Source organism: Roseovarius litoreus (genome assembly GCF_900142765.1).
Lineage (GTDB): Bacteria > Pseudomonadota > Alphaproteobacteria > Rhodobacterales > Rhodobacteraceae > Roseovarius > Roseovarius litoreus.
Genome location: NZ_FRCB01000001.1, coordinates 225,788 through 240,187, shown reverse-complemented (window position 1 = coordinate 240,187; position 14,400 = coordinate 225,788). Strand labels below are relative to the sequence as shown.

Genomic DNA, 14,400 nt, shown 5'->3' with positions numbered 1-14,400 from the left:
CGTCAGTGAGTGACCGAATCGCAGCGCGTCGATTTTGAGGGACATGGCAGGGCGCATCGTCTTGCCCACGAGGAGGGAAATTCTTGTCGCTGAGCCAATGCAGGATCATCAACCTGCCCAAGATCGAAGACGCACGGGGCAACCTGACCTTTGTCGAGGGCGGCAACCACATCCCTTTCGACATCAAGCGTGTCTATTATCTTTATGATGTGCCTGGCGGATCGGATCGGGGCGCGCATGCGCATCGCAACCTGCATCAGTTCATGATCGCCATGTCGGGCAGTTTCGATCTGACGCTGAGCGACGGGTATGAGGAAAAGACGTTCCACCTGAACCGGTCATATTTCGGAATTTATATCTGCCCGATGATGTGGCGCTATCTGGACAACTTTTCATCGGGTGCGGTGTGCATGGTGATGGCATCGGCGTTTTACGATGAGGGCGATTATATTCGCGACCACGATCAGTTCATCAAAGAAGTGCGCGGCTGACATGGTGGTGCCGTTTCTGGATCTCAAAGCCGCCTATGACGAGCTGGCCGCCGAGGCCGAAGGCGCGATGCTCGCTTCGTTGCGGTCGGGCTGGTATATCCTCGGGCCGGATGTGGAGCGGTTCGAGACCGCTTTCGCCAGCTATTGCGAGGCGGAATATGCCATTGGTGTGGCCAACGGGCTGGATGCCCTGCGTTTGTCGCTGATGGCGCTGGATATCGGGCCGGGCGACAAGGTCCTGGTGCCGTCGAATACCTATATCGCGACGTGGCTGGCGGTGTCGCAATGCGGCGCGGTGCCGGTGCCGGTCGAGCCGGACGAGGCCACGCATAACATCACTGCCGAAGGCATTCGTGCCGCGATGCAGCCTGGCGTCAAGGCGGTGATCCCCGTGCATCTCTATGGTCAGCCGGCCGATATGGGCGCGATCATGCCGGTGGCGCGCGAGCTGGGCCTCAAGGTGATCGAAGATGCCGCGCAGGCCCATGGCGCGCGGTCGGGGGGGCGCAGGATCGGGGCGCATGGCGACGCGGTCTGCTGGAGCTTCTATCCCGGCAAGAACCTTGGTGCGCTCGGCGATGGTGGTGGGATCACCACCGATGATCCGGAGATCGCCGACCGGCTGCGGCTGTTGCGCAACTACGGCTCACGCGAGAAATACCGCAATGAAGAGCCGGGCCTGAACAGCCGGCTTGATCCGGTGCAGGCGGCGTTCCTGTCGGTAAAGCTGAGGGTTTTGGACGAATGGAACGCGCGCCGGGCGGGAATTGCCGCGCGCTATCTTTACGCTTTCGCAGATACCGGGCTGATCCTTCCGCAGGTGGCAGCCGGTGTCGATCCGGTCTGGCACCTGTTCGTGGTGCGCCATCCCGAGCGCGATGCGTTCATTGCGCGGCTGGCCGAGCGTGGGGTCCAGACCCTGGTGCATTATCCGATCGCGCCGCATGCGCAGGCGGCTTATGGCCCGATGGGTTTGTCGGATGCGGACCTGCCACTGGCCAGTCGTCTTGCGCGCGAGGTCATCAGCCTGCCCATTGGCCCGCAGATGACTGAAGCCCAGTGCGATGAGGTCATCTCGGCTGTGCGCGAACTGGTCTGAGCACCCTCGCCGCATTACTCCGGCGGGGGGCGGTTTGCCACGATCTGCAGCGCCTCGGCATAGGCTGTCTGGCCCATCGGACCGGGCAGGGCCGACAGGATGTCGAGGGTCGTTCGCGATCCCGCCGACGATATCCACAGGGGTGATTTCTTGTGGCCTGCCACTGAGCTTTCACCCAGCCTGAACCAATCGAAGAAGTGCCGCTTTTGCCAAGGCAGCGTTCGAGTCAATGATCTGACCAGTGAACCGATGATCAGTCACGCAGCGCAAAGCTTGCGCCAGCTCTGTGCATCCGAGAATGATGGTTTTTGTGCCCAAGTCTTCAAGATTTTCCAGAATCAACCTGAACCCGACAGATGTCGTTTCTTGAAGTGTATTTGAAATTTTGATTTCGCTGATGATCATGTTGATCAAGCGCTGTTCATCATCCGTGACATCGTGGCACAGAAAACCGGAGTTCTCCAACGGCTCGAGATAGGTTCTGTGACGCACCAAATGCACTGACCCAAGCACTGCGACGCGATCTGGATCGTCCTTTGACAATTCCGCTAGCGTCGCGTCAATGATGCTTTCGACCTCGGTTCGTTCCGGAGAGCACCAGCGATCGAAAAGAATATGTGCGGTGTTGCATGGTACAACCACGACCGAAGCGCCGGCTGCTATCAGCTCATCTATTGTTGCTGCAATGTAAGGCGACGGATCGGTTTCATTCAGATCGAAATATCGACCTCGGCTGGGGATTTTGGAGTTGGCATCCACCAAAACGCGAGGAAATTGCCAATCCTTCGATGCCGTAGTGTGTTTGTATACTTGCGAAAGAAAATCCACGGTGGCCCATGGGGCCACTCCGACGACACCTATGGCTCCTTCTTCCGAAGGCCACCTCACGTCTGGTAGTGTCGGATAAATACGTGGCATTACCCTTTTTCAAACCTGTAAAGCCGCAGCCTTGTCTCGGGATATTTATTCAGCGGGTGCCCCTCTGGAAACATGTTCTGTTCATGCCGGCATTCGAGCCCGATATCGAGAAAAAGCTGCATGTAGTCTTCTCGGGTACGGTAAATGGCCGAATACTCAAGCCCCAGATGATCTGACATTTTTTGGTTGATCTCGTGGCGCTCGGGGACCCCTGTGCCATCGCGTAGCACAACGACACCGCTATGGGCGGTCATCTCGCGCAGATGTGGCATCAATTCCTCCACCTGATCGTCGTTCAGATACACGAACAATCCAGAGATGAAAACAATATCAAATCTTTGTGCCGAAGTGAATTTTTCCGCGGGCGATTCAATGAAGTCTATGCATGAAACGTCCCGGCGTTTTGCTTCCTCTCGACCAATGCGCACAAGGTTCGCAGCATATTCAACAGCTGTTACATGCTTGGCGCCGTGCTCCACGAAGCGAAACGCCCACTGCCCGATGCCAGCACCGAGATCCAGGATCGATTTGCCTGTGACATCTCCAAGAGTTTTGAAGACATTTTCCTTCTCAACCCGGATCTTCTCGGCAAGAGCTTCCTGGTCTTCCTCCAAGTTCACAATGCTCTCGAACGCAACCTCGCCCATTTTGGCGGCACGATTTTCCCAAAATGCTTTGACTTTTTCGGCGTCGATCATTTTTGCTTACCTATGGCGTGCGGGCTCTGAAATGCCCATTGCGTTTCGTCAAACACTAGGTGGGAATCAGATCCGGGAAGATTGAAAACCCTGGCGTCGCACAGAAAGTCCATGTTGAATTCGGTCATCTCATTAAGCGTATGCTCAGGGATCGGCAACAAACGGACGCCGAGCGGCTTGTTGAGCCTGACCGCCAACGTGGCAGTATCCAGAATTGCCAGTTCGATGTCATCAACAAGCACGTCCCCTGGCACGGGTATCATGTCCAGGCCACATCCGCACATCGTGGCAAACAGATTCAACGCCGAGATATCAAGGCGGCGGCGGCGGCTTGCCCTTGACAGGATGTCATCTTCCAGGACCGAGTACATGACGCCATTGAATCCTGTCGAACGAACCCCGGTCGAAGAGATCGAGGTTTTGAGGCAATCGGTCAAAAGCGCTGTCAGAAAGACTGTGCCATGGCTGCCGAACGGATCCGCCCCCAGCAGTTCTAATAATCGCCCAACCGAGGTCTTGCCGTCCGGGAATGGTGCAAGAGAACAATCCAAGCCAGCATAGCGAGCACCGGTTTTCGTTGACAGTTCCGATGCGAACCGATCCGTTTCAACCAACCGCTCTGACAACCGCTCGACGAACTCGGATTGAAACTGCTCGAGTGACCTGGTTCCTCGAGCCACTTCCAAAGCGATTTCAGTCGTTTCAAGCGCAAGGCTAAACGCAAGATCCAACCCTTCGTGGCGCGAAAAGGGAAAGAAGGGCGTGTTCGGAAGGCACTCGCATGAGGCGCCCAAACGGAAATTGTCATAACCTTTTCGGCTTTTGCGCGATACAGACAGGATGAACTCAGCCGTTGACCGGGCGCCGCGCAGGGATATGGTCTTGTCCTTTGCGACGATCAGGTTTGTAAACAAACGCTCTTCTCGCAATAGCGTGGACAATAGCGCGTCCAGGCGCGCCTTGTGCGGGGTGTCGTCTGTCAGATCAACGGGTAAGCAAAACCATCGGACGCCGGTTTCATCTGACAACCGGGCGACGGAGCCGATCAAGGCCGGGATTTTGTGTGCTTCCGCTTCGAAAGATGTAGGTAGTGGCGGCAGACAGTATCTGGTCGTCCGCATCGGCCATTGGCGTTCGTTGATGGCATCGCCCATCGCTTGAGAAAATTCGCTGACCTGAGCACGAATTTCAGGCAATGGCATGTCATAGATTGGCAGGCCGATTGTAATTGCGCGGATCATGGTTCTCTGCACCTCTGGAGCAGGTTCAGATAGTCCACATGCGTGTTGATCTCGTCGAAGGCATGTTCGCCCAAGTCGTGGCGGTGGATCGGTGCGGAATCAAACGGGAGTGTTTCGCCTACAAACAGGTTCGAGTGTTTCAGACACTGTTTCTTCCAGCGTTGCAGCAAAGCCGAGCTGGAGGCCTTGAAGAGACCGATGGCTTCGGGGTGCTTATGATCTCGCACCGGGCCGTGATATGTTTCTTCCAGAACTCCAGCCTCGTCGAATACACAATGGACTGCTGTAAGGCTGCGGTTCTCTCGACCTTCGCACAAGACAAGGTCAGGTGCCGACTGATCCAACTCGGCGATAAGGTCCCGGCTAAGAAAGATATCACCGGAAACGACATATGCCGGCCGGTCATCCAATGCCAGGCCCAGGCTCAGTGCATTGCTGGACGCGGCCCAATCCGGATTAATCACATAGTCGAGTTGGGGGTAATCCTGCATGATGTCGATTGCTTTATAGCCAACGACAACTGTGATCTCTTTTCCGTTGAACGCTTCTATCGCCGTCTGGAGAATGGTTTTTCCAGTTGTCGGATGACGCAACAAAACCTTGCAGATTCCATCCAGTTGGAAGCCTTGACCGGCGGCCAATATGATTGCGCGTGACACCGTCATGTGCGCAGATCCTCGAGATTGATGTTGATTTGGGGAAGGGGATCCGAGAAGTCATGTTTGACTGTTTTGTAAGGGTAAATGTCGCCTGACAGCGCGCGGTCAACAACAGTCTCCCAGGTGAACGTATGATTGTTCGGACGCAACGAACGCAAAGGCACGTCAGCATAGATAAACCGGACAACAGGCACGCGCTTGAGGTTTAGCGCAAGTGCGGCTTCCATGCGATGCTGTCCATCGAGCACCAATCCATGTTCATCATCAAGGGCGAGGGGTTTCGTCCAAACGCCTTCATCCAGGATTTTTTGCGTCAGCCAATCGACGCGCTTTTGACTGAACCCTTCAATGTGCTTGAGTTCGGCGACGGGAAAGAAGCTGACGTCCATCAAGTTGAGCCTCGCTGTTGGGATGCAAAAGCAATTTGGGCTGCTTGATAGTCGTCCATTGTATTGAATGACATCGCAAAATGATCTTTCAGATCAAATATCCGACACGGAAGGCGCTCGGAATAAGTAATCCAGGGCACCATGTAGTAATTGAAAGTCGATTGCTCAGACACCAAGAGTCGCGTTTCTATATCTGCGGCAACTTCGTCGGGCCCAACGCTCAAGACGCCCAGCATCTTGGGCCAACCATCAAAACGAGGATCGTAGAGCGGCTCATATCGGATATCAGTAACCATGCCGGTCCCGTCCACTTGCACAATGCCTCCGGTCAGATCTGCACCGTAGACACCACGCGTGACCCAGAAACTGCCAAGGCGTGCTTCCTGTGCTATGATGGATTTCCATACATCCGGGGTTGTAATGATGTCTGTTTCGATGAGGAAATACCCATTTTCAGGGGTTGACAGGGCTGAAACGCCAACTTGGGCGGAAAGGATATTCGTGTCTGACAGGTAGTCAACGTTTTCAATCGTACGCACGTCTTTTCCGCGATATCTTGCGGCAACGAATTCGGACATTTGTTCGCTTTCGAACCCGGTAACAACCACGATCTCACGGGGGCCGGTTTCAAGCACGGAATCGAGGATCGTTTCCAGAACGGTTTTTTGCCCCATCTTCAAAAGCGATTTAGGGCACGTTTCAGTAAGTGGACGCAGGCGCGATCCTTGGCCAGCGGCAAGTAAGATGACCGCGCGCTGCTTTTGGCTTCCATTTTGCATCATGCACCAACCCGAGAAGCGACAGCTTGCAGGACAAACAGCCGATTGGTCAGGCCCTTGTCATTCGTTGGAGCGATGACAATTTCTTCTTCCAATGAGAAACCCGCTGCACGAAATGCCGCCAGGTAGTCACTTATGTTCCTGTACACCGCCACGTAGCCGTCAGCTTCTATGGATTGAGCAGAGCCGACGCTCAGACTGTCTTTCAACAATAGCAGTCCGTCTGGTTTGCAAGCTGCGCGCAGCCAATGTGTAATCTGCAGAAAACGTTCGTTATCGATAACTCCAGACAGGACCCCCATGCAGGACACCAAGTCGTAGGTTGACATCAGAGAGGGGGTCTCCAGGCTGTCAATCCGGTATTCGATGTTCGAGATGCCGTTATCTTGGGCGTTTGCACGTGCTTGCTTGATGAGTTCTTCCCCTGGATCGAACCCCTCGACGAATTCGAAAAACCTTGCGAAGACTTCTGTAAAGCGTCCATTTCCGCACCCTGCATCAAGCGCAAATCCGGCCGGTTGCAAACGTTCAAGAAGCTGCTTCAACAAAACCTCTTGCTTCGCATAGTACTCTTCGGGGGCGAGAAACGTCGTTTTGGCCTGTTTCCAATAACGGAACGCCGCCTCGTGTTTTTCGTTCTCTTTCACGCGCGCGATCGTGTAAGGCCGGTCAGAGATGCCATGCACCATCTCGTCGACGATACGTTGCGCGACCAAACCATCGCTTGACCCGAAATATTGTTGTCTTGCATTCTGGCGCGCAGCGGATTTCTCGTCCTTGCCCTGCTCCACCAAATCAAGAAACGCTGCTATTTCTTGGCCAGTTGCTCCAGCTTCAAAGGCCGTGAAACCTGCAACCTCTTGCGAAAGCCCTATGCCGTCCTTGCTTTCCAACAAGCAGATCGGTCGATCAAGCAACAAAAACTCCACCAAAAACGACCCGGGGTCAGTCATCAACGCATCCGAACCGTTGAATGTAGGCCAATAGTCGGGGCTTGTGTCGAAATACAGGTTTTCCATTTTTCGGAAGCGGTCAAAAAGCTGATTGACTGTTTCTGTGTCCCAGCCTTCTGCGGTCCTCAAGGTGCTCTCCAAGAAGGGGTGTGGCCTGAAGATGAAGAAAAGATTTTTCCGTTTTTCAATTTCTTCTGCGATCGTCGCATGGTTCTCCAGAAACGAAGACCATTTCCGCCGACCTGCCACAGAGAAATGTGGTGTCCACAAAACAATTTTGCGTCCGTTGGCCCTTGATATTGCATCCGTAGGTAATTGCCCTTCATCAGCAGGCGATTTATCCCCGCGTGGATGCCCGGTAAGGACGACATGGGCGTTTCCGTTTTCGCAGTATTTTGCGAAATTCGACATCTGGTGTCGGGATCGCGCAAAAATCCGCCAGGCGTTGCGGAGAATGGGCTCATCGTGCTGGTACTTAGCGTTGTAGGCACCTCCCCCAACTTCAAGACCATAGTGAACGTACGCGATACGGGCGCCAATCGACTGCGCCAATTCCGGTGCAAATTCTGGCGGATAGAAGTGGTCGTAAGGAAGTGGGTAGAAAACAATATGCGGCTCGTATGCCGCGAGCGAGAAAGAAGCACCTTTCGCAAAAGGGACGCCTCGCGCTGTCAGAAGCTCATGTGCACCCTGCAGCCCTGAAAGCGCGTCGACATCCGAGTTTTTCTCGATGACAACGACTTTCGAATGGAACCTTTCGTCAGTCGCGACCTTGCGCCAAACAGGCTCCACGGATGGCCAAATCTGGGGCGTCATCACCAAGAATACGACCCTGATGCGTTCGCCCATCTGCACGGGTCGCCATTCTTGAACTGGAAGTTTTCCACAGTCGGCGTCCGGCTTTCCGTAGTTTTCCTGCTCGGTCCTCCAAGCCTTATCCCTTAGTCTTTTGAACATCGATATAGCAGCCAAACTCACCTGCGGGTGGACGCTCAAAAGCGTTACCAGCTAGTTGCAGGACCATCAAGGGTCCCTTCTGAACTGACCCGATGATCTTCCGCCAACTGAATCATGTCCCATAGGCGGCAAGCTGATCCGGGCGTCAGCGAGGGATCACTCGGCCGGGGGACGGTTTGCCACGATCTGCAGCGCCTCGGCATAGGCTGTCTGGCCCATCGGACCGGGCAGGGACGACAGGATGTCGAGCGTCGTTTGCGATCCCGCCGCTGATATCCACAGGGGTGACTTCTTGACGAACTGAAAGCCGCGATGGCGCAGCGTGTAATAGGGCATCACATAGCCCATGGCCTGCGCCGAGACCGCAGTCAGGATGATCTGGATACGGTCGCGCCGGCCCTCGGGGGTTGCTGGATCGCTGAGCAGTACCTCGTCGCGCTTTGCCCGGATCCGGGGGCGTTCAGGGATGATGAGGTTGCGCGTCACGGCGTCAAGCTCGGCCGTGTCCAGCGCCGCGATTTCCGTGTCGAGGTCCATGACGGAACAGGTGGCCTCATGGCTGAAACCATGCCGCATAACCCATTGCGTGAGACCGATCTCGCCGCGCCGGACGGTGCGCTTTTTCTGGTTCGACAGGCGAAAGCGTTTCCAGAAGGTCACGAAGGCCGGATCCTGTAGAATGGTCCGTCCGATGGCCAACGCATAAGAGGCGTAATGGAAATTCCGGTGATGGATCGTGTATTGCCAGCGTAGGTCGCGGAAATCGTCTGCGTCATGGCGCTTGATCCCGTAATTCGACGTGGCCCCGCAGAAATCCACGCCCTTGGTGCGCACGTCGTCGAACCAGCTTTGCGGCGCCTCCACCATCCAGGCGGAATCGTTGAGGATATAGAGCCGGTCCAGATCGGGCAGGGTGCTTTCGAGCGCCAGAATACCGTCCCTGTAGCCGCCGAAATCATAGCCCAGGTTGGGACGTTCAATGATCCGGGTGGTCAGGGGCGCCAGTGTTGCCAGATCGTCCGTGGAGAGCGGAAGGTTCGAAACAACGACCGGGCTGATGCCCTCGTCGATCATCAGGCGCAGCGCGTCGAGATGCGACGCCAGGATGCCGCCCGCCGGAAAGATCAGGTAGATGGCCACCTCGCGGCCCATCGGCAGATCACCCTCATGGGTCTTGCGCATGGCAGCCGCCTTGCGGTCATAGCTGGTGCGCAGGTCGAAATATTCCCATGTCAGGCCCGGCAGTTCGGCGATCTGTCGGCCGAAGCGCAGGATCTCGCGCTTGAGTTTCCAAAGAGGAAATTTCCGCATCGGCTGAAATCCTGATTACCTGACGTTGATCCTTGGGCGCCTTATGGAAGGCCGCGCATGATGCTTAGTCGATGATCCGGCGCGGGTCCATCGGATGATGGCGGGCAGGCTGTCTTTGCGGCGCGGTATGACAGGGCGTTACCATTTCGGGTGGAGCGATGCGGTAGCCGCGCGGTGTGGATAGTATGCATCTCTGTCTGGCTTGGAAGTCGAGGCGCAAGATGTGAAAGGCGGCATCCGGTGCAGCTTGACGCGCGCGCCTTGGCTTCAAGTGCAGGTAGGTGGATGCTTCGATGTTGCGGCCGCTCTCTCTTCGACACTTCGTCAGGTCGCATACCCTTCTTTCTGAGAGGCGTACATGGCCGCATAGAGACCCTGTTTGGCAATCAGTTCGGCGTGAGAGCCCTGTTCCACGACTTGCCCCATATCCAGGACATAGATCTTGTCCGCCGCGACGACTGATGACAGGCGGTGCGCCACGATGATCGTCGTCTTGTCTTTGGACAGGCGCTGGAGGGCGCCTTGGATCTTTTCTTCGGTTTTCTGGTCGAGGGCCGATGTGGCCTCGTCCAAGAGGAGTATGGGCGCCGAGCGCAGGAAAGCGCGGGCGATGGCGATGCGTTGCTTTTGTCCGCCGGACAGCTGGCTGCCCTTGGGGCCAAGCGGCGCACTTCCTCTTGCGCGCATGAGGTCTGCGATTTCAGCGGCTTCCGCAGCGGCCCAGATTTCTTCTTCCGTTGCGTTCGGGGCGACGTAACGGATGTTTTCATAGATCGTGTCGTTGAAGATCACGATGTCCTGAGCCACGACCGAAAACGAGCTGCGCAGTGACTTGACCTTGATGTCCCGGACATCGAGCCCGTCTATGGTGATCTTGCCGCCATCCACATCGTAAAGCCGGGTGATAAGGCTGAGGACCGTGGTCTTGCCCGACCCGGTCGCGCCCACGATGGCGGTTTTCTTGCCCCCTTCGATCATCAGGTCCAGATCCTCGAACAGGGGGTGCTGCGGGTCATATGCGAATTTGACCTGATCGAATTTGATGTCACCTTCGGTGTTGAACTCTGCGACCGAGCCTTCGTGATCCGTGATGCGCATTTTCTCGCGGTAGACCCCGCGAATGCTGTCCAGCAGAATCAGGCTGGCTTGCAACTGGGCAAAGAAACTGGCCAGCAGGCGCAGCGGATCGAACATGATCACGAGGCCCAGCAAAAACGCGATGATCCCGGCGGCATCCATGCCGAACCCGCCCTGGATCACCATGTAGCCGCCGCCGCCGATGACCAACACATAGACAAAGGCAGACACGACATCGATCGAAGGTGGGAACAGAGCCTGCACGGCATTCAGTCTGATCATCAGATCACGGATGCCGTTGGTTGCCTCGAACAGCCGATCCCGCTCGCGATCTTCCTGACCCGAGATTTTCACCGTGCGCATGCCGTTGGTCATCTCTTCGATGCCCGACATGTAGTTGCCAAACGCGTTTTCCGCGCTTTGCTGGACCTCTTTGATCTTGCCGGAGATCCCGCGCATCATCAGAACGAGAACCGGTATCACGATCATGGCAGCCGTAAAGAGCAGGGGGGATTTATAGATCAAATACCCTGATACCACGATGACCGTGGCCAAATCCCTCACGGCGGCGACAGTGCCCTGTCCCACAAAATGACTGAGGCTGTCGACCTGACTGACCAGGCGCAGGATGATATCGCCCGATTTTGTCTTTTCAAAGTAAGATAGGTCCAGCCGCAACAAATGCTTGATGAGATCCTGCCGCATGGAGCGAACCGCGTTGCTGGCAAGCCAGACCGAAATGCGGGGCGTCACATAAGACAACACGGCACGCGTGCCGAAGAGAAGGAACACGAATGCGCAGACCTTGATCAATTGGGACAGTGAGCCATCCTCGAAGATGACCCGAAGCCCGTTTTCGGTGAGCGACAGGAACTGTTGATAAACAAGGGCCTGCGCCGAGACCATTGCGAGGACCAACAGCAACCAGGGCGACTTGTCCTTCAGGTAATTCCGCCAAAACCACTTGATGTTGTCGATGTCGGTTGGACTGAACATCGGTTGTTTTTGGGAGGATTTTCCCATCAGGCGGGCTCCAGTATTCCGAAAAATGTCACGGTTGGCTCTGACCCAACGATGTCGGGCTTTTATTGGCCGGTCTTCGTGAAGTCAATTTTCGTTCTTGTCCCGCTGGCAGATGTGTGGACCCGGTTCGGGATCTGCCGATGTCCTGGCATATCTTCAAAGCGACTTCAGCAGGCTGCACAATGCCTTCCCGTCATACACCACATGGTCCGCGGCGTGGATTGCCGATGCTGCGGGAGGATGCACGCCGCCGAAGGCGATCGCGATCGTGGCTTCGGACAGCATGTCGGCATCATTGGCGCCATCGCCGATGGCGATGATGCGCCTGTAGTCAAACGTCTCTGCGATACGGCGCAGGGTTGCCGCCTTGTTCAGGATTGTCGTCAGCTCGAGCGTGCCATGAGTATACATGCCTTCGGACGCATAGGCGCGGCATCCACAGCGCTCGATGATGGGCGCGATCCAGATGTCGAGATTGCCGGTCAGAATGAAGCAATCCTCCCGGTTCTCATGGATGAATCCCAGAATATGCGGATCAAGTGGCGCGTCGGATATCACACGCCTTATCGTGTCTGGCGGTATCTCGCTCAAAAGCTGGCATCTATGGCGGAACGAGGGCTCGAACGCGGTCCGGCCCTCCATCGCCGCCTTGGTCAGCGCGGCCATATCCCGCTCAAGCCCGATTTCGGCGGCGATCAGCGGCAGCAGTTCGGTCTGCGTGATCGTGCCGTCCAGATCAAAGCAAAATGCGGTGTCTTTGGGCAATGACTGCGATGTCATTGTGATCCTTTGGGGCTTTGTCGGTCCGAGCCGGGGGTGCGCAGCCCGTCCAGAACGCCGCGAAGGAAGGCCAGTTGTTTGGCGCGCTTGCGGGCCGACAAGAGAGTGAGCGGCGAGATTAGTTGCACCAGTGCCGAGACAAGCGCCTTGCGCCCCGCGCCGGGCAACTGGTGCTTGCGCGCGGCATAGACCCGTGAGCGGCCCATGTGAAAGGCCTTGAACGCGGCAGAGGCGGGGGATCGGACAGTGGAGTTGCCTGCGTCATGGGTCACGCGCGCGCCATGCACGAACATGAGGGAGCCGACCGTCTTGAGGCGAAGGGCAAGATCATCATCTTCGTGATAAAGGAAGATCGCGGGATCGAAGCCGCCTACCGCCTCGAACGCCGCGCGGCGCACGAAAAACGCAGCGCCGGTCAGAACAGGCACTTCGCGGTCTGCGTCGGGCCATCCGGCGGGCAAGCGCGCAGAGGCGGGCAAAAGAACGCTGCCGCGCTTGAAATAGGGGCGTCCCTTGCCATCCGTGATCGCCGGGTTGAAGGCCACGGCCTCGGGATGCGCGTCAGCCGCTGCGACAAGCGCCTCGATCGCGCCATCGCCAAGCCGGGCATCGGGGTTCAGGAACAGCACGAATTCGCTCGGGGCCTCGGCCGCGCCGATATTGCAGGCGGGACCGAAGCCGCGATTGTCCTCGTTGCGGAGCAGCTGCGCACCATGAGTCCGCGCCAGATCGGCCAGGGCCGCGGCATCGCGCGAGGCATTGTCGACCACGATGGCCGTGCTGCCGCGTGGCACTGACGCCAGCATCTTGGGCAGGACCGCAAGGCTGTTATGGGCGACGGTGACCACGGTCACACGTTCTGGGGCGACTGGAATTGACATCGGCGCTGGAAAACAGCCTTTTGGCGTGTGAACGAAACTAGGGCTGCATAGCAACTGCAACCTGCAAGGGGAAGCCTGCAGAGAGGGACGCAGCCGGGAAGGGCGTGAGATGGCCAGACGCAAACCGTTCGATATCGCGGGCGTGACGGTGCCACCGGGCACGCGCCGCACCGTGGATGTGCCCGTGAGCGAGTTGTCGGATCACACGCCGGTGCATTTGTCGGTGCGCGTGGTGCATGGGCGCAAGCCGGGGCCTGTGATGTTCGTGTCGGCGGCTGTTCACGGCGATGAGGTGATCGGCGCCGAGATCGTGCGGCGACTGTTGAATTCCAAGGCGCTGGCGCAGCTTTCGGGCACGCTTCTTGCGGTGCCCATCGTGAATACCTTCGGATTTCTCAATCATTCGCGATACCTGCCGGACAGGCGGGATCTGAATCGCTGCTTTCCGGGCCATGCGACAGGGTCGATGGCGTCGCGGCTGGCGCATATCTTCATGACCGAAGTGGTCAGGCGCTCGGATATCGGGATCGACCTGCACTCCGCTGCGATCCGGCGCACCAATCTGCCGCAGTTGCGTCTGACCTCGGGCAATGACCGGCTGCGCGCGTTGGCGGATGTGTTCGCGCCACCTGTGGTGATGCCCTCGAACCTGCGCGACGGCTCGCTCAGGATGGCGGCTGAACATGAGGGCGTCGACGTGCTGCTCTATGAAGCCGGTGAGGGGTTGAGGTTCGACGAGTTTGCCGCGCGCACCGGCGTTGCGGGGATCTTGCGGGTGATGAACCATCTGGGCATGATCAGTGGCAAGGGAGTGCCGCGCAAGCGTGCCGAACCGCTCTATTGCAGCGAGTCGACCTGGTATCGCGCGCCTGCGGGCGGATTGCTGCGCGGCTATCTGGCGACAGGTGACATGGTGGAGCCGGGGACGGTGATGGGCGCGATTTCGGACCCGTTTGGCGAATTCGAGGCCGAGGTCGTTGCCGATCAGCAAGGCATCATCATCGGTCGAACGAACATGCCCGTGGTCTATGAGGGCGACGCACTGTTCCATGTGGCGCAAACCTCGAGCCCCGAGGATGTGGCGCGCGGAATCACGGCGCATATGGCGCCGATGCCGATGTTCGACGAGGACGAGATTATCTGA

The 14,400-nt window shown here is 57.1% G+C and carries 15 protein-coding genes; 3 read left to right on the top strand and 12 right to left on the bottom strand.

Annotation, left to right across the window (positions count from 1 at the left end):
- Positions 1–83 precede the first annotated feature (83 nt).
- Positions 84–491 carry a sugar 3,4-ketoisomerase gene (locus tag F3H35_RS01175; protein WP_007818103.1) on the top strand — a complete coding sequence of 136 codons (408 nt, stop codon included), beginning with the start codon at positions 84–86 and terminating at the stop codon, positions 489–491.
- A 1-nt stretch (position 492) separates the two neighbouring features.
- Positions 493–1,590: a DegT/DnrJ/EryC1/StrS family aminotransferase gene (locus tag F3H35_RS01170; protein ID WP_149777833.1), complete on the top strand. Its 1,098-nt coding sequence runs from the start codon at positions 493–495 to the stop codon at positions 1,588–1,590.
- A gap of 14 nt (positions 1,591–1,604) precedes the next feature.
- Here the strand turns inward: F3H35_RS01170 and F3H35_RS18735 are convergent, their stop codons facing one another.
- The 12 genes from F3H35_RS18735 to F3H35_RS01115 form a co-directional block, all read right to left on the bottom strand.
- Entirely contained in the window at positions 1,605–1,754 is a 150-nt protein-coding gene (locus tag F3H35_RS18735) for a hypothetical protein (RefSeq protein ID WP_188129830.1), read from the bottom strand.
- Between the two features lie 7 nt (positions 1,755–1,761).
- On the bottom strand, positions 1,762–2,508 hold the full coding sequence (locus F3H35_RS01165) for an aspartate/glutamate racemase family protein (protein WP_149777832.1): 747 nt from the start codon (positions 2,506–2,508) through the stop codon (positions 1,762–1,764).
- A complete protein-coding gene (locus tag F3H35_RS01160; protein WP_149777831.1) occupies positions 2,508–3,206 on the bottom strand; it encodes a class I SAM-dependent methyltransferase in 699 nt (232 codons plus the stop codon). Before F3H35_RS01160 ends, F3H35_RS01165 begins: the two co-directional genes overlap by 1 nt.
- Positions 3,203–4,447 carry a DUF711 family protein gene (locus F3H35_RS01155; RefSeq protein WP_149777830.1) on the bottom strand — a complete coding sequence of 415 codons (1,245 nt, stop codon included), beginning with the start codon at positions 4,445–4,447 and terminating at the stop codon, positions 3,203–3,205. The genes F3H35_RS01160 and F3H35_RS01155 overlap by 4 nt, the downstream gene beginning before the upstream one ends.
- A complete protein-coding gene (locus F3H35_RS01150) occupies positions 4,444–5,112 on the bottom strand; it encodes an NTP transferase domain-containing protein (protein ID WP_149777829.1) in 669 nt (222 codons plus the stop codon). The genes F3H35_RS01155 and F3H35_RS01150 overlap by 4 nt, the downstream gene beginning before the upstream one ends.
- Positions 5,109–5,495, bottom strand: coding sequence for a ParB N-terminal domain-containing protein (locus F3H35_RS01145; RefSeq protein WP_149777828.1), 387 nt, complete (start codon positions 5,493–5,495; stop codon positions 5,109–5,111). The genes F3H35_RS01150 and F3H35_RS01145 overlap by 4 nt, the downstream gene beginning before the upstream one ends.
- Positions 5,495–6,277: an NTP transferase domain-containing protein gene (locus tag F3H35_RS01140; RefSeq protein WP_149777827.1), complete on the bottom strand. Its 783-nt coding sequence runs from the start codon at positions 6,275–6,277 to the stop codon at positions 5,495–5,497. Before F3H35_RS01140 ends, F3H35_RS01145 begins: the two co-directional genes overlap by 1 nt.
- Positions 6,274–8,076: a methyltransferase domain-containing protein gene (locus F3H35_RS01135; RefSeq protein ID WP_188129828.1), complete on the bottom strand. Its 1,803-nt coding sequence runs from the start codon at positions 8,074–8,076 to the stop codon at positions 6,274–6,276. Before F3H35_RS01135 ends, F3H35_RS01140 begins: the two co-directional genes overlap by 4 nt.
- A gap of 264 nt (positions 8,077–8,340) precedes the next feature.
- Positions 8,341–9,495, bottom strand: coding sequence for a rhamnan synthesis F family protein (locus F3H35_RS01130; RefSeq protein WP_149777825.1), 1,155 nt, complete (start codon positions 9,493–9,495; stop codon positions 8,341–8,343).
- Between the two features lie 324 nt (positions 9,496–9,819).
- Entirely contained in the window at positions 9,820–11,568 is a 1,749-nt protein-coding gene (locus F3H35_RS01125) for an ABC transporter ATP-binding protein (RefSeq protein WP_149777824.1), read from the bottom strand.
- Between the two features lie 183 nt (positions 11,569–11,751).
- Entirely contained in the window at positions 11,752–12,375 is a 624-nt protein-coding gene (locus F3H35_RS01120) for an HAD-IB family phosphatase (RefSeq protein WP_149777823.1), read from the bottom strand.
- Positions 12,372–13,256 carry a glycosyltransferase family 2 protein gene (locus tag F3H35_RS01115; protein WP_223228278.1) on the bottom strand — a complete coding sequence of 295 codons (885 nt, stop codon included), beginning with the start codon at positions 13,254–13,256 and terminating at the stop codon, positions 12,372–12,374. Before F3H35_RS01115 ends, F3H35_RS01120 begins: the two co-directional genes overlap by 4 nt.
- Before the next feature lie 109 nt (positions 13,257–13,365).
- On the opposite strand from F3H35_RS01115, the gene F3H35_RS01110 reads away from it, so the two are divergent.
- Entirely contained in the window at positions 13,366–14,400 is a 1,035-nt protein-coding gene (locus F3H35_RS01110) for a succinylglutamate desuccinylase/aspartoacylase family protein (RefSeq protein WP_149777822.1), read from the top strand.